The organism is Tenacibaculum todarodis, from assembly GCF_001889045.1.
Taxonomy (GTDB): Bacteria; Bacteroidota; Bacteroidia; order Flavobacteriales; family Flavobacteriaceae; genus Polaribacter; species Polaribacter todarodis.
In genome coordinates, this window is record NZ_CP018155.1 from 1,863,087 (window position 1) to 1,882,864 (window position 19,778).

The following is a 19,778-nucleotide window of genomic DNA, read 5'->3' on the forward strand; positions in this document are numbered from 1 at the left end:
TTTGAATAAAAATTACGTTATATTTTTTAAATCTTGTCTACCAATAATTGCCATAATTTCTACCGTATTGCCATTTATTTTGTAATAAATACTTTCAGAACCACATACACAACGTCTATATCCAATTTTTATATAATCTACAGATTCAAAAGAAAAAGGGTTTTCTGTTATAATATCAAAATACTCAAAAAAAGAATCGAAATATTTATCTGCTTGAATCATTCCAAATTTTTCAACTCCGTATTTATGAATCTTAAGTAAGTCTTCTTTCGCTATATTACTTAGCTTATAGCTTGTCATTAAATTAACGACTTAGATTCCGCTAATATCTGTTCTTTATTTAAATTTGTAAATCCGCTTTTCTCGGCTTTTTCTAACTTAGCACTAATCCAATCAATTTGTCTTTGTTGTTTTCTTGCTTGTCTAATTAAATCGTTTACAAGCTCACTTTTAGTAGTATACTCTTTTTGGTCAACCTGACTTTTTAACCACTCATCATTTGGTTGCGTAAATGAAATACTTTGTCTTGCCATAATATTTATTTTGGTGCTAATTTACACCAAAAATGATTAGTTTACAAATTTTAATTTCTCAGCTTTATAAATACCGAATAACTATTTCACTATTTCAAGCGATGTAAATTTAAATGAAGTTCCATCAAACAAACCTTTATCCGATAGTTTTAAAGCAGGAATTACCAACAATGCCATAAAAGATAAACTCATATAAGGTGCACGTAATTTACTTCCCATTTGCTTAGCCATTTTATCTAACTCAGCATAAGCTCTTCCAATTTCTTCCGCAGGTTTATCAGACATAATTCCTGCAACAGGTAAAGAAACTATTTTTTCTTCGGAATTGTTTACCGCACAAACTCCACCGCTATTTTCTATAATTAAATTTACTGCTTTACAAATGGCTTCGTCGGAAACTCCAACCGCAATAATATTATGAGAATCGTGCCCAACAGAACTTGCAATTGCACCTTCTTTTAATCCGAAGTTTTTAATAAACGCAATAGCCGGTTCGTCATTTTTATAACGATTTACAACGGTCATTTTTAAAACATCGGTATCTATACTTGAAACTAAATTTCCATCTACAATTAAAGAATCTTCTTCAAGTTGATTGGTAACCAACTCACCATCTAAAGCTTCAATAACTCTTATTTTTTCTGATGAAGACTCAAACCTAAAGTCTGAAATGTTCTTTTTATCAGTATCAAAATTATTCAGCACTTCAAAATCTACATGCTTTACAAAAGATTCTCCGTTTTTTGCGACTAATTCTCCATTTATATAGGTTTCTAAAACGTTGAATTTCTCTAAACTATCAACAACAATAAAATCTGCATCGTTACCTTTTTGCAACAATCCAACGTCTAAATTGTAATGTTTTACAGGATTTACACAAGCAGCCTGTAATACTTTAAAAACATCAATTCCTTTAGCAACTGCTCTTTCACAAAGCTGATTTATATGACCCAACAACAAATCATCTGGATGTTTATCGTCTGAACAAAACATCATGTTTTCAAAATGTTCTGGTAATAAATCTATTAAAGCTTCAAAGTTTTTTGCCGCAGAACCTTCTCTGATAATTACTTTCATTCCTTTCTGTAACTTTTCTAATGCTTCATCATAAGAAAAACACTCGTGATCTGTAGAAATTCCTGCAGCAATATATTTGGTAACATCATCTCCTCTTAAACCTGGCGCATGACCATCAATTGGTTTATTGTTGTTTTTTGCATGTTGAATTTTCTTTAAAACTTCAGCGTCGTCAAATAAAACACCTGGATAATTCATCATTTCTGCAAGATATTTAATGTCTGGATTTTCCATCATTAATTTAATATCTTCTGCATTAATAATTGCGCCAGCACTTTCAAAAGAAGTTGCAGGAACACAACTTGGAGCTCCAAAATTGAATTTTAACGGAACTTTTTTTCCATTTTCAATCATAAATTCAACACCTTTTACACCTAAAACATTGGCAATTTCATGCGGATCAGAAACCGTTGCAACTGTTCCATGTTTTACTGCAATTTTAGCAAATTCCGAAGGCACCAACATTGAACTTTCAATATGAATATGCGCATCTACAAAACCCGGTAAAATGTAATTTTCTTTACTATGATTGGCTTCTCTAATTGCTGAAATCTTTCCGTTTTCAACTTCAACCTCACCTTTAAAAATTCTTTTGTTCTGTATGTCAACTATGTTTCCTTGTACTATCATTGCGTTCTGTTTCTAAAACAAATTTACAAAGAAAAACACCTCTACTACAATTTATTCAAAAGGATATATTTTCACATCCTTACCCAACCAACTTTGTAATTTATCATATATTTTTTGTTGATTTTCTTTTGAGAAATCCTTAATTCTTGTTCCATGATGCCCACCTTTTAAAACCATTTTTAAAGCATCTACTTCTGGTTTTGGGTTTGGTGCACAAGCACCCCAAGGATCATTTTCTCCATAAATAAATAAAATATTATTCCCTTTATTTTCAATATAACTTCTTACTTCTTTTATGTAATTTGGATTATACGTTAAGGCAACATCTTGTGGTCCAAAACTTATTAAAGAGGTAGTTTTTACAAATTTCAATAAATCTATAACGGGTGTAAAATCATAACCATAATACCCTAATTCTGTCATATGCTGATAAAAAGATGGCAAATAATTGTAAACTCCAGCATCACTAAATAGATAGAATCCTGCAACCTTTTTTAAGTATTGAAACAAATCTTGTGGACTTGCACTTTCATCTGGAATATCTTCACACTTGCTTCCCCATTGCCAAAAAGAAAAAGGAAATTCTAGCACTGCATGCTCTAAAGCTTCATCAATTGGTATTTTAGTGAAAGATACATTCTTTTTTTCAGCAAAACTTTTAAGTTCTGCCATAATACTTTTTCTGTTTTTTAAAATAGCTCTTTGAAAATTTTTAATCTTACCCCTACACTCTTTGTTACCAAACGAATTAATTAAATCTGTTGTTCTTTTATCTTGTTGTGTATTAATTAATGGAGCAACATACGGCACAGCAACATCAATATCATTAGGATATTTAGATTTGTAAATCATTACCGTTTCTCCTCCTTTACTTATTCCCGTAGACAACCATTTCGTTTTATAAATTGCTTTCAATTTGGTTACAATAGCATGATAATCTGCAACTGCTGCATCATTTTTTAAATATTTCCATTGAATAGAATCTGGTCTAGATTTTCCATAAAAACGATATTCAACTTGTACTTGATTTGCTTTTAACAAGGTGCTTAACTCATACGTTTGTGGTCTTGCATTATATCCTTCAGTTACTAAAACAGTTGGCTTGTTATAATCTGAGTGAGAAACATATATATGATGTTCAAATGTTCCTGATTTTAAATTATTATGATCTAAAGGTTGTTGTAAGGTCAATTCAAATGCACCTGTAAAATGATCTGTTATTTTCACAGAATCTATTTTTGCCTTTGGAAATAAGATAGCTAACTGTTCTTTAAAAGTTAAACCATCTTGTTGCTTTTTTTTTGTTGAACAGGAAACAATTGCAACAGAAATAAATAGTAGAATGAATATTGTTTTTAGTGCCTTCATTTTTATCGATTTAATTTTCTAAATTTAAAGGAAGTAAATTAATCTAATTGATAGTATTTTAACCAAGTATTGGTAAATATTATGCTAAAACAAGCTATTATGTTATTATACCTTGAATTTTTCTTATTTTTAATTTATGGATAAAATTAAACAAATAAGTAATAAATTTATTGAGGAGAATACCTATTTTCTAGAATTAATTACTGAATTAAAACAATCTTTTTCTTCTAATGAAGTTATAGTGCCAATGCGTCATCATCACGATTTTCCTAACCCAGAAGTGAATGCAGATTCTACTTTACTTTTAATGCCAGCCTGGAACCCAAGTAAAAATGCAGGTGTAAAAATTGTGACTGTGAGTCCGGAAAATGGGCAGTTTGATTTACCTTCTATCCAAGGTACTTATATTTATTTTGATGCAGTTAAGGGATCTATTAAAGCAATTTTAGAAGCCAAAAGTTTAACGGTTATAAGAACCGCTGCAGCTTCTGCTTTAGCATCAAGTTATTTATCTAGGGAAGACTCGTCAACTTTATTAATGATTGGAACGGGTGCGCTGTCTATTAATTTAATTAAAGCGCATGCAGCTGTTCGCCCGATTAAGAATGTATTTATTTGGGGAAGAAATTTTAACAAAGCAGTCGCAATTTCTGAAGCATTAAAGAATGAAAACTTTACGATAACTCCTATAAGAACGATTGAAGAAAAAATAGCTGAAGTAGCTATTGTTTCTTGTGCAACTTTATCCAAAACACCCCTTATTTTAGGAAAATATTTACAAAAAGGACAGCATATAGATTTGGTTGGTGCTTATAAAAAAGACATGAGAGAAGCAGATGATGAAACTATTTCTAAAGCTTCGATTTATCTTGATACTTTTCAAGGTGGATTAAAAGAAAGTGGAGATATTGTTATTCCATTACAAAACGAAACTCTAAAAAAAGAAGACATAAAAGCAGATTTATTTCAACTATGTTCTAATCAAAAATCGGGTAGAAATAACCAAAAAGAAATAACGGTATTTAAATCTGTGGGGCATGCCTTAGAAGATTTAGCAGCGGTCAATTACTATTATAATAAATTTATAAATGAGTACAACCTATAAAAATATACTTTCAAAAACCAATTTTACACCAAATAAAGATTGGTTAAAAATTAAAACGATCGATATGCACACAGGAGGAGAACCGCTGCGTGTTATTGTTGATGGTTTTCCTGAATTAAAAGGAAGTTCAGTTTTAGAATATAGACGTTATTGTAAAGAAAATTTCGATCATTTAAGAACTGCATTAATGTTTGAACCTCGCGGACATGCAGATATGTATGGTTGTATTTTATTGCCACCAAATGATAATGATGGAGACTTCGGAATTATCTTTTTACACAATGAAGGCTACTCTACAATGTGTGGGCATGCAATTATTGCTATAACTACTTTAGCTATTAAAATGAACTGGATAACTGTAACTGAAGGAGAAAATATTCTTAAAATTGATGCACCATGCGGAAGAATTACTTCTTTTGCAAATGTAGAAAACGGAGAAGTAAAAGGAGTCCGATTTCATTGTGTGCCTAGTTTTGTTGTCGGGTTAGATAGAACTTTAGAAATTGAAGGTTTAGGTAAAATTACTTATGATTTAGCTTATGGAGGTGCTTTTTATGCGTATGTAGATATGGCAAAAAATAATTTTAATTTCGATTTAAGTACAAACTCTTATAGGGCATTAATTACAAACGGAATGAAAATTAAAAATGCCGTACTAAAAGCAGATAAAGAAATTTTACATCCTTTTGAAGATGATTTAAGTTTTTTATACGGAACTATTTTTATAGACAACAACAAACAGCCCACTGGAAATGATAGCAAAAACGTTTGCATTTTTGCTGAGGGAGAAGTAGATCGTTGCCCAACAGGTTCTGGAGTATCAGGCAGAATGGCAATACATAAAGCTAGAAATGAAATAGATTATGGAGAAACCATAACTATTGAAAGTATCACCAATTCTGTTTTTAAAGGTTCTATAATTTCAGAAGAAGATTATGGTCCGTTTACCGCTGTAATTCCACAAGTTGAAGGAACTGCACATATTACAGGAATGCACACTTTTGTAGTTGATCCAAACGACCCAATGAAAAACGGTTTTATACTGAGATAATAAATACAACAAAGACCCAACAATAGTATTTTATATGTTGAAAACAGATTACAATCAAGTTAAAATCACAACCCAAAAAGCAGAAGAAATTCTTTCTGAAGTATTTCAAATAAAAGGGAAAGCGGCTATTTTACCAGGAGAAATCGATTTTAATTTTAGAATTAAAGTTGATAATTCTGAAGGTTATATTCTAAAAATATCGCGTCCAAATGAAGATGAAAACTATTTAGATTTTCAACAAAAACTATTACAATATGTTGCAGAAAATGGAGAAGATTTAATTGCTCCAAAAGTAGTAAATGATAAAGAAGGAAAAGTAATTGCAACTATTAAAGACGATTTTGGAAACACCCGAAAAGTACGTTTATTAACATGGGTTTCTGGCAGAGTCTGGAGCTCTGTAAATCCGCAGTTAAACAGTTTACGTTCTAGTTTAGGTAAACAATGTGGTTTATTAACTGCTTCTTTAAAAGGTTTTAACCACAAAAAAGCATCAAGAGCATTTGTTTGGGATGTTGCACAATCTCTTTGGACAAAAGAGCATATTCATTTATTTTCTGATAAAAAAAAAGAAATTATCACCTATTTCCAAAATGAATTTGAAGCAAAAAAAACATCCTATGATGCTTTAAGAAAATCGGTTGTACATAATGATGCTAATGACAATAATGTTATTGTATCTAAAGAACTTATAAACCCAACCGTAAAAGCTGCTATAGATTATGGAGACGCTATTTACACACAAATAATTAACGATTTAGCAATTGCTTGTGCGTATGCAATTATGAATCATAATGATGTTTTAGAGGCTTGTTTGCCAATCATAAAAGGGTATCATAGTACTTTTCCGTTACAAGAAAATGAGTTAGCTCATTTGTACAATGCCATTGCAATGCGCTTGGTTATTTCTGTTACAAAATCTGCCATCAATAAAATTGAAGAACCAAATAACGAGTATTTATTAATTAGTGAGCAGCGTGCTTGGGACGTTTTAAAAAAATGGAGAGCCATTCATCCACAATTTGCTGAATATAGCTTTAGAGCTGTGTGCGGATTTATTGCGCATCCTAATGAAGAAAAGTTCAAAAAATGGACTGTTAATAATACTTTTCTATTATCCGACTTGTTTCCAACCATACAAAGAAACGAAGCCTATCATTTAGATTTAAGTGTTTCTAGTAAATGGATTGGTCATCAAAATGATTTTAATAATCTAGATTTATTTCAGTTTAAAATAGATCAATTACAGAAAAAAAATCCAACTAAAATTTTTGCCGGCGGTTATTTAGAACCAAGAGCTTTATACACTTCTAAGGCGTATGATACCGTTGGAAACTCTGGACGAGAAAGCAGAACTATTCATTTAGGAGTCGATTTTTGGCTGCCAGCTTATACACCAGTTCATGCGCTTTTTGATGGCGAAGTTGTAATTGCTTTTAACGATGCTGGAGAAAAAGAATATGGTGGATTGGTAGTATTAAAACATATCTTAGAAGATTTTGAATTCTACACTTTATACGGCCATAATACTGCAGAAAGTGCAACAAAAAATAAAATTGGAGATCTAATTTTAAAGGGTGATAAAATTGCTGAATTGGCAAATTATCCTGAAAACGGTAATTGGGCGCCACATCTACATTTTCAAATTATGCTTTCCTTATTTGATTATAAAATTGACTTTCCTGGTGTTGCTTATTTAAAACAAATTGATGTTTGGAAAAGTGTTTGCCCAGACCCTAACTTATTGTTTAAATCGGATGCATTGATAGGAAAAACAACACTTTCTAATGAGTCTATTATCAACTACAGAAAACAGCATTTAGGAAAAAGTTTAAGTCTGCAATACAAAACTCCTATTAAAATGGTTCGTGGAGCGGGTCAATATTTAATGGATCAATTCGGAAAAAAATATTTAGATACTGTAAATAATGTAGCACATGTGGGTCATGAACATTATAAGGTTGTAAAAGCGGGTCAAAAACAAATGGCTTTGATAAATACCAATTCTAGGTATTTACATGAAAATATGAATGAATTAGCAAAAGAGCTGATTGAAACTTTGCCCAAAGAATTAAATGTTTTACACTTCGTAAATTCTGGAAGCGAGGCAAATGAACTAGCCATAAGAATGGTAAAAGCAGTTACGGGAGAAAAAGATATGATTGCCAGTGAAGTTGGCTATCACGGAAACTCGAATATGTGTGTAGATATTTCCTCTTACAAATTTGATGGAAAAGGTGGAAACGGAGCACCAGAACACACACACATATTTCCATTACCAGATGCGTTTAGAGGAAAATATAGAGGAGAAAATGTTGCTTGTAAATATGTAGCAGAAGTTCAAAAATGTATAGATAACATTCAGAAAAAAGGAAGAAATGTTGGTGGATTTATTGTTGAACCTATTATTTCTTGTGGCGGACAAATAGAACTACCCGAAGGTTTTTTAGCCAAGTCTTACGAATTAGTTAGACAAGCTGGCGGCATTTGTATTTCAGATGAAGTGCAAACAGGTGTAGGTAGAATGGGCAAAACTTTTTGGGGTTTTCAATTGCATAATGTTGTGCCAGATATTGTAACTATTGGAAAACCTTTAGGAAACGGACACCCAATTGCGGCTGTTGCTTGCACTCAAAAAGTGGCAGAAGCTTTTGCAAACGGAATGGAATATTTTAACACTTTTGGTGGAAATCCTGTTTCTTGTGCCATTGCCACCGAAGTTATAAAAACTGTAAAAACAGAGAAACTACAAGAAAATGCGTTAGAAGTTGGCGAGTTTTTAAAAGCTGAATTACATAAACTTTCTAAAGAATTTCCAATAATTGGTAATGTACGCGGACAAGGATTGTTTCTAGGGATTGAATTGGTAGATGTCAACTTAAATCCGTTAGCAGCGCAAACAGATTATTTAGCAAACCGAATGAAAGATCATGGTATTTTAATGAGTACAGATGGTTTGGATTATAATGTTTTAAAAATTAAACCTCCAATTGTTTTTACCATAGAAAATGCAAATGAATTATTACTTTACTTAAAGAAAATTTTAAAAGAAGATTTTATGACCGTGAATTAAATTACCTCGGATAGATAACGTTATCTAAAGCAACATCAAATTCATGCAAACCTTCAATTTTTGAGATTGGTTTGAAGAAATTTAAACCAATAATCATTGCATCTTTTCTGCAATTCGATAAAAACCGATCGTAATATCCTTTTCCATAACCAACTCTGTAGTTATTTTCATCGGAAATTAACATCGGAACAAATATTAAATCCAACTCCGTTTCTAAAATCTCTTCTGCATTAATTGGTTCTGGAACTCCGAATTTATTAAGGGTTATTTTAGTATCTTCATCAAAATAAAAATGAGATAAAGTAGTAGATTCAAAATTACATCTACTTACTACAATTCTTTTGTTTTTACTTCTAAAATAACCTATTAGAGGTTTTGTGTCAATCTCTTTAAACTTTCTCATGGAAAGAAATAAATGCACATTTTTAACATTAGAAATGTCTAAATCATAGATTTGTTGATACATGTTTTCTTGAAATTGAGTAATTTCAACCTCAGACAAATTGTTTCGTTTCTCTTTATATAATTTTCTAAGTTCGCTTTTTTTCATGCTATCAAAGATATTAAGAAAACTTTTAATATTATTAAACACCAAACGGATTCTCAATACTAAACATAGGCTTAGTAAACCATTTTGGGCCATCTTTTGTCATATAAATATGATCTTCTAAACGGATACCAAATTTATCTGGAACACAAATCATGGGTTCATTACTAAAGGTCATTCCTTCGGTTAAAATGGTTTTATCATTTCTAACAATATATGGCCATTCATGAATTCCTAAACCAATTCCATGTCCTGTTCTATGTGGTAATCCTGGTAATTTATAATCTGGTCCTAAACCATGAGATTCTAAAACAACTCTTGAAGCATTATCTACATCTGCACAAGTATTTCCTAATTGTGCTGCATCAAATGCTGCTTGTTGTGTTTCTTTTTCAATATTCCAAATACGAGTTTGCTCTTCATTTGGTTTTCCAAAAACATAAGTTCTTGTTATATCAGAAATATAATCCTGTAACATACAACCGGTATCTATTAAAACCATGTCGTTTTCTTCTAGATTTTTTGGTGTTTTTACGCCATGCGGAAAAGAAGAATCTACACCAAATAATACAATACAAAAATATGATCCTGAAGCTGCTCCATGTTTTATATGCGCATCGTTAATAAAATCGGTTACTTCTTTTGCTGAAATTCCTACACGTAAAATTCTTGCTACTGCTTTATGGACTTCTAATGTGATGTTCATTGCATGTTGCATAATAGCAATTTCTGCTTCCGATTTAATCATTCTACAACCTGCAGTAATGGCTTTTGCGCTTACTAATGTATATGAATCCTGACAGTTTCTTATACCATCAAACACAAAAAAAGGTGTTGCTTCATCCATAGAAATAGCTCCAGATGCCACGTCATTTTCTTTTAAAAGTGTTGCGAATAATTGGTATGGAGATTCATGTTCTTCCCAACCATGAACAGTTCCTTCTATTAGCATAAAATCGAAAATAGTTCCTATTTCAAATTCTGGAGTAATATAAATTAGTTTCCCATTAGGAAACAATAACGCACCAACCATACGTTCACTTGCATTCCATTTCATCCCTGTAAAATAGAATAAATTGGTACCAGAATGAAGATACAAAGCAGGAACGTTTTGCTCTTGCATTAACTTACAAGCTTTGTCTATTCTTTGTTGAAACTCTTCTTTTTGAATTGGTTTTACTAAATGTGCAGTTGGCTTAATTGCTGCTAATTCTGCTTTTATGGTGGATCCTCCTATTCCTATCATACTATTTTTTATTATTCATTAAAGCCTCAATGTCTTCTATTTCTATTGGCATTGCTTCTGTTAAATTGCTATTTCCGTTTTCTGTAATTACATAGTCGTTTTCTAACCTGCAACCAATTTCTTCTTCTGGAATATAAATTCCGGGTTCGCAAGTAAGTACCATTCCTATTTCTAATGGACGAGAATACAATCCAACATCATGCACATCTAATCCAATATGATGTGCTGTACCATGCATAAAATATTTTTTATACAATGGTTTTTCAGGATCTTGGTTAGCAACGGCATCTGCATCTAACAAACCAAGTTTTATCAATTCTGTTTCAACTAAATTTGCCATTTCTAACTCGTAATCTGCTGGAAGTACTCCAGGTTTCAACAGCTTACTTCCTTCTTTTAAACAATGTAAAACAGCGCTATATACTTCTTTTTGCCTTTTGCTAAATTTTCCATTTACAGGAAAACAACGTGTAGTATCGCTATTATAATTGGCATAACAAACACCAAAATCCATGAGTATCATTTCGCCATCTTTACAAACAGCATCATTGGTATTATAATGCAATGCACAAGCGTTTTTACCAGAAGCTACAATAGGTTTAAAAGCATGTCTTGTTGCTCCAGATTTTATTAAATTATAAGCTAATTCTGCTTCTAACTCATATTCATTTATATTTGGTTTACAGGTTTTTAAAACACGTTTAAAACTAACAACACTAATATCTGCAGCTTTTTGCATTTGCGCAATTTCTACTTCCGATTTTATTGGACGCAAATCTCTAGTTATTTTTGCTGCTCGATGATAATTATGTAAAGGATATTTTTTTTTACACCATTGTATCATTCTATCTTGTTGTGTTTCTTGGTCTTTAGTTGCACGTTTTAAATATTCATTATGTCCAAGATAAAATCCGTCTGCTTCAAATGCCATGTATTGCAAAAGCATTTCAAAATCATGAATCCATTCTACTCTAGAAATTCCAGAAACCTGAGTTGCTTGCTCTTTGGTTAGTTTTTCTCCATCCCAAATTTTTATTTGTTCACTAGTTTCTTTGACAAATAGAATAGACTTATTCTCCTTTTTATGTGCATCAGGATATAAAACAAGAATGGTTTCTTCTTGGTCTATTCCTGAGAGGTAAAACAAATCATTGTTTTGTGTAAAACCCATAACATCATCTGCATTATTATGTTTGACATCATTGGATGTTAAAATAGCAATGGTATTTGGTTCCATTTTAGAACTGAAATTATTTCTATTTTTTTGGAATAAGGTATTCGGAATTGGTTGATATCTCATATTAAAATCTTCTATCTGGATGAAATGCATGTAAATTTAGCGAAGTTTTTTTATCTGAGATAATTTCGGAAACTAACTTCCCAGTTGCAGGTCCTAAACTCCAACCCATCATTGCATGTCCTGTTGCAATTGTTAAATTATTACACTTGGAAGATTTTCCAATATATGGTAAACCATCAGGTGAACAAGGACGCAAACCACAGTCTGCTAAAGCCTTCTCTACTTCCAAAATATCTAAATTATTATAAAAACTTTTTGCTGCATTAGCAATAGCCTCTACTCTAGTTAGATTGATTTTATGATTAATTTCGGCAATTTCCATAGTACCAGCAAAACGTGTAAAACCTTGCATTGGTGTAACAGCTACTTTGGCTTCGCATAAAATTGCAGGAATAGAAATTCCTGTTTCTCTGTTTATATTAATTCTGTATCCTTTTCCTGCTTGAATTGGAATTTGTAATCCTAGTTTCTTAGTAAGTAAAGGGCTCCAACTTCCTGCAGCTAAAACAACTTCATCTGCTTCTAGTTCTTGATTATTTGTTATGATTTTGGAAATGCTTCCGTTTAAAATCTCCAAATCTTTAACCTCTTCATTAGCATAAAAAATAACACCTCTTACTTTTAAATAATTTAACATTTCAGACATAAAATCTGATGGAGTCATGTGAGCATCACTATCATAATAAATTGCTCCTTTAATATTTAGGTTTGCATTAGGCTCTAAAATAGCTACTTCTTTTTTGGTTAAGTTTTTTACTCCTAAACCTTCTGTAATTCCTCGCTTACCAATTTCCCATTCTTCTTCTCCAACTTTATCAGATTTGTAACACATGAGTAAGCCTTTGCGTTCATAATGAAAATTAAAATCTTTGGATGCTTTTATATCTTCGTATAAATCACGACTTAAAATATTTATATCTTTAATTACAGGAATTGCTTTTTCTACTTTAGAAGCTGTAGCAGACTTTTTAAAAGCCCAAGTCCATTTTAAAAAATCGGAATTTAAACGAGGCTTTATATAAAAAGGACTTGACGAATTAAACATCCATTTAATTCCTTTATTTATCATTCCTGGAGCTGCCAACGGAATAAAATGACTTGGTGTTATATAACCAGCATTTACATAAGATGCACCACTTGAAAAATTAGATTTATCTATAACTGTTACTTGATGTCCTTCTTTTTGCAGATAATATGCAGAACATAAACCTATAATTCCGCCTCCAATAACTATACAATGTTTCATTGAATTAATGATTAAATGAATTAATTGTTACCAGCACTTTTTCTAGCTTTTGATACTATTTTAAGAATTTGTAATGCTTCATCCATTAAAGGTTCTATTTTTTCATTTGAAACAAAACCAGCATCTTTTAACATTTCTAACCAAAACAATGTTTCATCAGCTTCTTCAACTACTATTGACATTTTTGAAAAAAACTCTCTTTGAGAACGAGCTATACATGCGGCTCTGTAATTTGCAGCAACAGATGTCACTGAACGGATTAATTGTCGCCCAATAACTCTTGTAGAATCTGTTTTTTTAATATTATCATATAACAGAATAACATCTAAAGCTAGCTGTTTTGTCCTTTTTTTTAATAATTCTACAAATTCTGTTTTACTCATAATATATTATTTATTCATTATCTCATTGCTTCATTAAAAATCAAATCACCTGAAAACCAAACGCATAAGGATCATCTACATCATCTATTGTAATGGTATTGTGCCCAAAAATTTTTGCCCAACCTTGAATACTTGGTATTATGGCTTTTTTTCCATCTAAAAGGGTTTCTTTTTCTACACGACCAATAAACTTGCTTCCTATAAAACTTTCGTGAATAAAAGGCTCACCAACTTGCAGTTTTCCTTTAGCATACAATTGTGCTAAACGTGCCGAAGTTCCTGTTCCGCAAGGACTTCTATCTATTGCTTTATCTCCATAAAAAACAGCATTTCTTCCTGAGGAAGTTGGATCTATTGGATTTCCAGTCCATAACATGTGCGTAACATCTCTAATGGTTTCGTTTTCTGGATGCACAAATAGATTTGGATATTTTTCATTTATTCTGTCGCGAACAATTTGCGAATATTGAATAATTTTGGAAGCTGTAAAATCATGAACTCCAGAAAAGTTTTTCTGTGGATCTACAATGGCATAATAATTTCCGCCATAGGCAACATCAAAAGTAATTTCTCCTAATTCTGGACATTCTATCGTTAAATTTTGAGCCGCTAGATAACTTTTTACATTCGTTAATTTTACCCAATCTACTTTTTCTCCAGTTTGCTGATATGCAATTTCTACCAAACCAGCTGGAGCTTCCATTTTAATTTTTCCAGGAATTTTTGGTGTTATCAAACCCTCTTCAATTGCTATGGTAATTGTTCCAATGGTTCCATGTCCACACATTGGTAAACAACCAGAAGTTTCTATAAACAGAATAGCAAAATCATTTTCCGGATTATGTGGAGGAAACAGAATACTTCCGCTCATCATATCATGTCCTCGAGGTTCAAACATTAGTCCTTTACGAATCCAATCGTATTCTTTTAAAAAATGTTGACGTTTCTCACTCATGGTATTTCCAATTAAATTTGGTCCACCACTTTTTATAACTCGCACAGGATTTCCGCAAGTGTGTGCATCAATACAAACAAAGGTTTTTTTCATATTTCTTTTCCGTTAAAACGAAAATCTAATTAAAAACACCTACAGGTTTTGAAAACCTTATAGGATATTAAATTTATATTTTATCAGTTGTTTTTACACCATCTACATGTCTTAAAATGTTTAATGGGTTTTCATTTTTAAGTTCGTTTGGTAATAAATTATTTGGCCAAGATTGAAAACTAAATGGTCTTACCCATCGTTTTATAGAATCTACACCAACTGCTGTAAAGCGAGAATCTGTTGAAGCTGGATATGGCCCACCATGTAACATGGAAGGACAAACCTCAACTCCTGTTGGAACGCCATTAAAAATAATACGTCCAACTCTATTTTGCAATGCAGAAACAATATTTGGGTTTGCAGCAATTTCTTTATCTGTTGCTACAATTGTTCCTGTTAATTGTCCTTCTAATTTATTTAAAATTTGTTCTATTTGCGCTTCATTATCACTTTCTACTAATAAAGAAAATGGGCCAAATACTTCGTGATGTAATGTTGGATTTTCTAAAAATGTTTTACCGGAAACTTTAGATACTATTTGGCGACCATAGTTAGCCTTTGGTGTTCCATCATAATTTGCTAAAACTTCTACACCTTTTTGTGCAAGCGCTTTTTCTTTATTACTCTTGTAAGCACCAACGATATTTGGATGCAGCATGCATGAAGGTTCAATTTTTACAATTTCTTCTGCTAATGTTTGTGCAAATGTATTTAATCCTTCTCCTTTAATTCCTAATAACAATCCTGGATTTGTACAAAATTGTCCAGCTCCTAAAGTAATAGAACCTGCATATGTTTTTGCCCAAGCATCTGCTTCTTTATTTAAAGCTTCTGGTAAAAACACTACTGGATTTATACTTCCCATTTCTGCAAAAACTGGTATTGGTTCTGGTCTTGTAGCTGCCAAATCATATAAAGCTCTACCTCCACGAATACTTCCTGTAAATCCTACTCCTTTTACATTTGGATTTTTCACTAATGCTTGTCCTACTTCAATTCCGCTAGAATTTAAATTAGAGAATACACCATTTGGCATTCCTGTTTTTTCTGCTGCTTTAATTATTGCAGAAGCTACCATTTCTCCTGTTCCTGCATGCATTGGATGCGATTTTACAAGTACAGGACATCCAGCTGCTAAAGCTGCTGCTGTGTCTCCTCCAGCTGTTGAAAATGCTAACGGAAAATTGGATGCTCCAAAAACAACTATTGGTCCTAAACCAATATTCATTTTACGTAAATCTCCTTTTGGCATTGGTTGTCTTTCTGGTTGTGCTGTATCAATTGTTGCTTCTAGCCAAGAACCTTCTTCTACATGATTTGCAAAAGCTCTTAATTGCCCAAGCGTTCTTCCTCTTTCTCCTATTGCTCTTCCAGCTGGTAAGCCAGATTCTGAAGCATATACAGTAAGTAACTCGTCTCCTAGGTTTTCAATTTCTTCAGCTATTGCTCTTAAAAAACCTGCTTTTTCTTTTCCAGATTTTTTAGAGTACACTTGAAATGCATCTGCTGCTAAATCTGTTGCTTGATTGATTTCATCTTGAGTAGCTTCAGTAAAAACATTCGTATTCTCTGTGTTTGTTTGCGGATTAAAAGTTGTGTACGTTTTTTTTCCTTTGGCAGATAATTGATTGCCTATGTAATTTTTTCCTGTAACGTGTGTTCCAGCTGTATTCATAATCTATTTAATTTTAAAAATGTTAAATGAAATACCTAAAGTACTTCATCTTTATAAAGATTTTAATTTATGTAGCCTATTATAGTAATAAGCTAATAATAAATATTTTGATTACAAAAATAATATTGATTTAATGTATGTTTTGTTTGTTTTCTATCTTGTTATGGTATTATTTTACCTATTTAAACGTATTTATTAACTTTATACGCAAATATCATACATAATACATTGTTTTCTTTGGCTATTTTATATAGCTTTGTAAGGAATTTATTGACATAATTTTAGACATGAAAAAAATATGAAAAAAACAAATAGAACAGATTGGAGACATACAGTTATGCCAGCTGTGTTTACATGGCTAAAAGAAGTAAAACCTGGTATCCTTGAAATTGACTTTGATGCAACAAAAAAACACGCTGCAAATATTTTAAAAGTTCAGGGAAAAGGTGGAAGCAGAATGGGAGGACTTGTCGGTTCTGGCACTTTGGGTGAGAATAGTTACCTAACTTCCGAACAACGGCTTGCTCTACTTAAAGCCCTTTCTGAAGTTGCTAAAGAATACAGTGTACCGTTAATTAGCGGAGCTGCAGCAGAAACTAAAGAAGAGCTTGCTAAAATCGTAGAAGACCTTGCAACTATTGGGGTGGATTCTGTTATGGTTATGCCGCCAAAAACCACAACAGTTCCATCTGATGAAGAGATGTTTGCGTATTATGAGCTTGCTGAAATAACTGCAAGAGGTGCAGGTGTAACTATTATGCCTTATAATAATCCCGACGCAGCAGGATATCATGCACTTTCAACAAATCTTCTTAGAAGAATTTCTGTGCTGCCTAATGTAACTGCTCTTAAAATATCGACTATAGATGTTTCCATTATTGAAACATTGATGCTAGAGAACAACGATTTAAAAGTTTTGGCAGGGGTTGATACTGTAACTGTACATGCAGGACTTGCTGGAGCATGTGGTGGAATTACAGGTGTAGGTTGTATCTTTCCAAAAGCTAGTGTTACTATGCAAGAGTATGTGGTAAACGGTGAATGGGCGAAAGCCAATCAAATATCTCGAGCTATGAATTCTATTTCATACCTAGATGCGCAGCCGCTACTTATGGAATATCTTAAATATGCTTTTGCAATTCATCATAATGATACTGACGGAGGGCTTCGTACCTTTGGTAATAAATTAACGCAACAACAAATTGATGATGTCAAAGCAAGATATATTCTAGCAAAAGAAAGACTTGAAGCTCTAGATCTAATATAGAACGACTTTTTTATTATTCAAAAAAGGAAAACTCCATTTGTGTGGCTTTTGCAACAAATACTTTGTAAATTTCTATAGAGTGATTTTCTTCTTTTTATTCGGATATAAATTTAAAACTGTCTATTAAAAACAAAAACTTAATGAAAGTTTTACCATTTGAAATACCAAAAACAAAAAACTTAGGACTGATTTATCAAGAAGATAAAGAAGAACTTTTTTATGATAAATTGCATCAACATGAAGAGATACAATTGTGTTATATCGTTAAAGGTGAAGGAACTTTAATTATTGGAGACACTATTAACGATTATAAATCTGGAGATGTTTTGGTTATTGGTAGTAATTTACCTCATGTATTTAAAAGCGACACTTCTACTATAGACGCATCTTTTATGATTTCTTTATTTTTCACAAAAAACTCTTTTGGAAAAAACTTTTTTGCTTTGGATGACTTTAAAGAATTAAAACCCTTCTTTAAAAAATCTCGCACTGGTTTTAAGTTATTATCCAATCAACAAAAAGTACAAAAACAGTTTTTAAGTTTACAAACAGCTTCTAATTTAGAACGTTTTATTGGTTTTTTTGAAATTATTAAGTTGATAAAAAAATCTAAAACGCAAGCTTTGGCTGAGTTTGTCTATCCTAAAAAATATACGGATAACGAAGGAAAACGAATGCGAAATGTTATGGATTACACCATACATCATTACTATAAAAATATTGGTTTGGATGAGATTGCTAACAAAGCAAATATGACTCCGAATGCTTTTTGTAGGTATTTTAAACAACGTACTAACAAAACGTATTTTTCTTTTTTAAACGAACTAAGAGTTGAAAATGCTTGTAAATTATTGGTAGGAAATAAAGGCTTATCTGTAAGTGAAATTGCGTATCAATGTGGGTTTAAAAACTTATCTAATTTTAATAGAAAGTTTAAAGAAGTTAAGAAAATTACGCCTTCAAAATATCGAAAAAACTAAAGATTATTGAACTCTTCCTTTAACTTCTTAGTCAAACTTCTAACTATTAAATCATAAGAATGATCTATCAATTCAAAAGCAAAAGTATCTGAAACATCAGCATTTAAATGAACAGTATTCCAGTGTTTTTTATTCATGTGATAACCTGGATGTACACTTTCATATTCACCACGAAGTTCTACTGCCCAATCAGGATCGCATTTTACATTCATTTTTGCGTCACCTTTTTCCCAAGAAGTTAAACCTGTGAGTAAAAACATTTTATTCATTACTTTAAAAACCAATGTAACATCATCAAAAGGAAAATGTTCTGTCACTCCTTTTTTAGCAATACAATAATCTCTTAGTTGTTCTATGTGCATCGTTATTTTTTATTGAAGAATTTAATGATTAAAAAGATTATTGATATTATTCCAAATAGTAATAGGAAATATTTAAGTAGCCCTAAAAACATAAAACTTGAAAAATCTACTCTACGAAAATGTAAAGACTTTTCTAATATCAAAAAAAGATTATTAATAGATACCTTCGTAGGTTCACTATAATTAATCAAATAATATAATACCCAAGACAGCACACAATAAATTATAACTCTAGAATACTTTCTAATCATAAAAAACTATTCTTTCAATTTCTTCTGTGCAGACATCGGTAACTCTAATTGAGAATAATCTAAAGACCAGCCAATAGTTTCTACTAAATTTTCCATTAAATGAATTGCCTCAAGAGCTTCTTTACTTGCCGTTTCCATTAAATTACTCTCTGGTATTTTGTCTAAAATATGCTCTTTTGCTTCTTTGTTTAAAGCGGTTAAATCTGATGCATCAAACTTATTTAACATGCCGTTTTGCATATCATAATAACGTAAATCTGGTTCTAATGATAATACTTCTGGTTGCGGAAAATCTGTAACTGTTATTGTTTTACGTTTACTATCGGCAACCATTTTCATCTTTTTAAAATCGAAACCAATATGTGCTTTTGCATTTATTAAGATAAGTGCTTTCTTTTTGCTGGTAAACATTCCCATCCATTTTTCTTTGGTGTTTTCATGATGATAAATTTCAGAGAATTCACCTTGAACAGTTATCAGTTTTAGCACTCTTTTTATTTTATCTAACAATATAACCGATTGTTTTTCAGTTAAATTACGTTTTTTAGAAAACGAAAATCGAAGAAAAATAAAATAAGAAATAATGGCTCCGCCAATTAATCCGAGAAAAAGTAATTCCATAGAAAACGAAATTAC

General features: G+C 31.7%; 18 protein-coding genes. 5 read left to right on the forward strand and 13 right to left on the reverse strand.

Translation table 11 applies throughout. The features are described 5' to 3' along the window. Positions 1–12: 12 nt before the first annotated feature. From LPB136_RS08445 to LPB136_RS08460, 4 genes are all read right to left on the reverse strand, one after another. Positions 13–300, reverse strand: a complete 288-nt coding sequence (locus LPB136_RS08445; RefSeq protein ID WP_072555899.1) for a type II toxin-antitoxin system RelE/ParE family toxin — start codon at positions 298–300, stop codon at positions 13–15. Then, a complete protein-coding gene (locus LPB136_RS08450) occupies positions 300–533 on the reverse strand; it encodes a ribbon-helix-helix domain-containing protein (RefSeq protein ID WP_072555900.1) in 234 nt (77 codons plus the stop codon). The genes LPB136_RS08445 and LPB136_RS08450 overlap by 1 nt, the downstream gene beginning before the upstream one ends. A gap of 81 nt (positions 534–614) precedes the next feature. After that, positions 615–2,240, reverse strand: coding sequence for an adenine deaminase (ade, locus tag LPB136_RS08455; RefSeq protein ID WP_072555901.1), 1,626 nt, complete (start codon positions 2,238–2,240; stop codon positions 615–617). Between the two features lie 51 nt (positions 2,241–2,291). Next, positions 2,292–3,608: a S28 family serine protease gene (locus LPB136_RS08460; protein ID WP_072555902.1), complete on the reverse strand. Its 1,317-nt coding sequence runs from the start codon at positions 3,606–3,608 to the stop codon at positions 2,292–2,294. A 136-nt stretch (positions 3,609–3,744) separates the two neighbouring features. Here LPB136_RS08460 and lhpI point away from each other — a divergent pair, with 136 nt between their 5' ends. The 3 genes from lhpI to LPB136_RS08475 are packed head-to-tail and all read left to right on the forward strand — an operon-like array spanning position 3,745 to position 8,837. Beyond that, complete coding sequence (gene lhpI, locus LPB136_RS08465; protein ID WP_072555903.1) at positions 3,745–4,713, forward strand: bifunctional Delta(1)-pyrroline-2-carboxylate/Delta(1)-piperideine-2-carboxylate reductase; 969 nt, start codon at positions 3,745–3,747, stop codon at positions 4,711–4,713. Then, on the forward strand, positions 4,697–5,764 hold the full coding sequence (locus tag LPB136_RS08470) for a proline racemase family protein (RefSeq protein ID WP_072555904.1): 1,068 nt from the start codon (positions 4,697–4,699) through the stop codon (positions 5,762–5,764). Before lhpI ends, LPB136_RS08470 begins: the two co-directional genes overlap by 17 nt. 34 nt (positions 5,765–5,798) lie before the next feature. After that, positions 5,799–8,837, forward strand: a complete 3,039-nt coding sequence (locus tag LPB136_RS08475) for an aminotransferase class III-fold pyridoxal phosphate-dependent enzyme (protein WP_072555905.1) — start codon at positions 5,799–5,801, stop codon at positions 8,835–8,837. Between the two features lies 1 nt (position 8,838). On the opposite strand, the gene LPB136_RS08480 is transcribed toward LPB136_RS08475, so the two are convergent. From LPB136_RS08480 to LPB136_RS08510, 7 genes are all read right to left on the reverse strand, one after another. Next, entirely contained in the window at positions 8,839–9,387 is a 549-nt protein-coding gene (locus tag LPB136_RS08480; RefSeq protein ID WP_072555906.1) for a 5-formyltetrahydrofolate cyclo-ligase, read from the reverse strand. A 34-nt stretch (positions 9,388–9,421) separates the two neighbouring features. Next, on the reverse strand, positions 9,422–10,630 hold the full coding sequence (locus LPB136_RS08485) for a M24 family metallopeptidase (protein WP_072555907.1): 1,209 nt from the start codon (positions 10,628–10,630) through the stop codon (positions 9,422–9,424). A gap of 1 nt (position 10,631) precedes the next feature. Continuing rightward, the gene (locus LPB136_RS08490; RefSeq protein ID WP_072555908.1) at positions 10,632–11,930 is read right to left on the reverse strand and encodes an aminopeptidase P N-terminal domain-containing protein; all 1,299 of its coding nucleotides are present in this window, start codon (positions 11,928–11,930) and stop codon (positions 10,632–10,634) included. 1 nt (position 11,931) lies between these two features. Next, positions 11,932–13,176: an NAD(P)/FAD-dependent oxidoreductase gene (locus LPB136_RS08495; RefSeq protein WP_072555909.1), complete on the reverse strand. Its 1,245-nt coding sequence runs from the start codon at positions 13,174–13,176 to the stop codon at positions 11,932–11,934. A gap of 20 nt (positions 13,177–13,196) precedes the next feature. Beyond that, on the reverse strand, positions 13,197–13,559 hold the full coding sequence (locus LPB136_RS08500; protein ID WP_072555910.1) for a four helix bundle protein: 363 nt from the start codon (positions 13,557–13,559) through the stop codon (positions 13,197–13,199). 40 nt (positions 13,560–13,599) lie between these two features. Continuing rightward, a complete protein-coding gene (locus tag LPB136_RS08505) occupies positions 13,600–14,607 on the reverse strand; it encodes a 4-hydroxyproline epimerase (protein ID WP_072555911.1) in 1,008 nt (335 codons plus the stop codon). A 73-nt stretch (positions 14,608–14,680) separates the two neighbouring features. Continuing rightward, positions 14,681–16,282, reverse strand: a complete 1,602-nt coding sequence (locus LPB136_RS08510; RefSeq protein WP_072555912.1) for an aldehyde dehydrogenase (NADP(+)) — start codon at positions 16,280–16,282, stop codon at positions 14,681–14,683. Between the two features lie 298 nt (positions 16,283–16,580). Here LPB136_RS08510 and LPB136_RS08515 point away from each other — a divergent pair, with 298 nt between their 5' ends. Further along, complete coding sequence (locus tag LPB136_RS08515) at positions 16,581–17,549, forward strand: dihydrodipicolinate synthase family protein (protein ID WP_072555913.1); 969 nt, start codon at positions 16,581–16,583, stop codon at positions 17,547–17,549. Positions 17,550–17,689: 140 nt separating this feature from the next. Next, positions 17,690–18,529 (forward strand): AraC family transcriptional regulator, encoded by an 840-nt coding sequence (locus LPB136_RS08520; protein ID WP_072555914.1) that lies wholly within the window; start codon positions 17,690–17,692, stop codon positions 18,527–18,529. On the opposite strand, the gene LPB136_RS08525 is transcribed toward LPB136_RS08520, so the two are convergent. Both LPB136_RS08525 and LPB136_RS08530 read right to left on the reverse strand, forming a co-directional pair. Then, positions 18,526–18,891 (reverse strand): MmcQ/YjbR family DNA-binding protein, encoded by a 366-nt coding sequence (locus LPB136_RS08525; RefSeq protein WP_072555915.1) that lies wholly within the window; start codon positions 18,889–18,891, stop codon positions 18,526–18,528. The two genes, LPB136_RS08520 and LPB136_RS08525, sit on opposite strands and share 4 nt — an antisense overlap. Before the next feature lie 257 nt (positions 18,892–19,148). After that, positions 19,149–19,763, reverse strand: coding sequence for a DUF4230 domain-containing protein (locus LPB136_RS08530; RefSeq protein WP_072555916.1), 615 nt, complete (start codon positions 19,761–19,763; stop codon positions 19,149–19,151). Positions 19,764–19,778: the final 15 nt, after the last annotated feature.

What these genes read in the sequence shown, in the direction of transcription:
- LPB136_RS08480 (WP_072555906.1), bottom strand. Translation starts at nt 9,387, where the DNA reads ATGAAAAAAAGCGAACTTAGAAAATTATATAAAGAGAAACGAAACAAT.
- LPB136_RS08520 (WP_072555914.1), top strand. Translation starts at nt 17,690, where the DNA reads ATGAAAGTTTTACCATTTGAAATACCAAAAACAAAAAACTTAGGACTG.
- LPB136_RS08485 (WP_072555907.1), bottom strand. Translation starts at nt 10,630, where the DNA reads ATGATAGGAATAGGAGGATCCACCATAAAAGCAGAATTAGCAGCAATT.
- LPB136_RS08510 (WP_072555912.1), bottom strand. Translation starts at nt 16,282, where the DNA reads ATGAATACAGCTGGAACACACGTTACAGGAAAAAATTACATAGGCAAT.
- LPB136_RS08460 (WP_072555902.1), bottom strand. Translation starts at nt 3,608, where the DNA reads ATGAAGGCACTAAAAACAATATTCATTCTACTATTTATTTCTGTTGCA.
- ade (WP_072555901.1), bottom strand. Translation starts at nt 2,240, where the DNA reads ATGATAGTACAAGGAAACATAGTTGACATACAGAACAAAAGAATTTTT.
- LPB136_RS08500 (WP_072555910.1), bottom strand. Translation starts at nt 13,559, where the DNA reads ATGAGTAAAACAGAATTTGTAGAATTATTAAAAAAAAGGACAAAACAG.
- LPB136_RS08490 (WP_072555908.1), bottom strand. Translation starts at nt 11,930, where the DNA reads ATGAGATATCAACCAATTCCGAATACCTTATTCCAAAAAAATAGAAAT.
- LPB136_RS08495 (WP_072555909.1), bottom strand. Translation starts at nt 13,176, where the DNA reads ATGAAACATTGTATAGTTATTGGAGGCGGAATTATAGGTTTATGTTCT.
- LPB136_RS08515 (WP_072555913.1), top strand. Translation starts at nt 16,581, where the DNA reads ATGAAAAAAACAAATAGAACAGATTGGAGACATACAGTTATGCCAGCT.
- LPB136_RS08505 (WP_072555911.1), bottom strand. Translation starts at nt 14,607, where the DNA reads ATGAAAAAAACCTTTGTTTGTATTGATGCACACACTTGCGGAAATCCT.
- LPB136_RS08470 (WP_072555904.1), top strand. Translation starts at nt 4,697, where the DNA reads ATGAGTACAACCTATAAAAATATACTTTCAAAAACCAATTTTACACCA.
- LPB136_RS08525 (WP_072555915.1), bottom strand. Translation starts at nt 18,891, where the DNA reads ATGCACATAGAACAACTAAGAGATTATTGTATTGCTAAAAAAGGAGTG.
- LPB136_RS08475 (WP_072555905.1), top strand. Translation starts at nt 5,799, where the DNA reads ATGTTGAAAACAGATTACAATCAAGTTAAAATCACAACCCAAAAAGCA.
- lhpI (WP_072555903.1), top strand. Translation starts at nt 3,745, where the DNA reads ATGGATAAAATTAAACAAATAAGTAATAAATTTATTGAGGAGAATACC.
- LPB136_RS08530 (WP_072555916.1), bottom strand. Translation starts at nt 19,763, where the DNA reads ATGGAATTACTTTTTCTCGGATTAATTGGCGGAGCCATTATTTCTTAT.
- LPB136_RS08445 (WP_072555899.1), bottom strand. Translation starts at nt 300, where the DNA reads ATGACAAGCTATAAGCTAAGTAATATAGCGAAAGAAGACTTACTTAAG.
- LPB136_RS08450 (WP_072555900.1), bottom strand. Translation starts at nt 533, where the DNA reads ATGGCAAGACAAAGTATTTCATTTACGCAACCAAATGATGAGTGGTTA.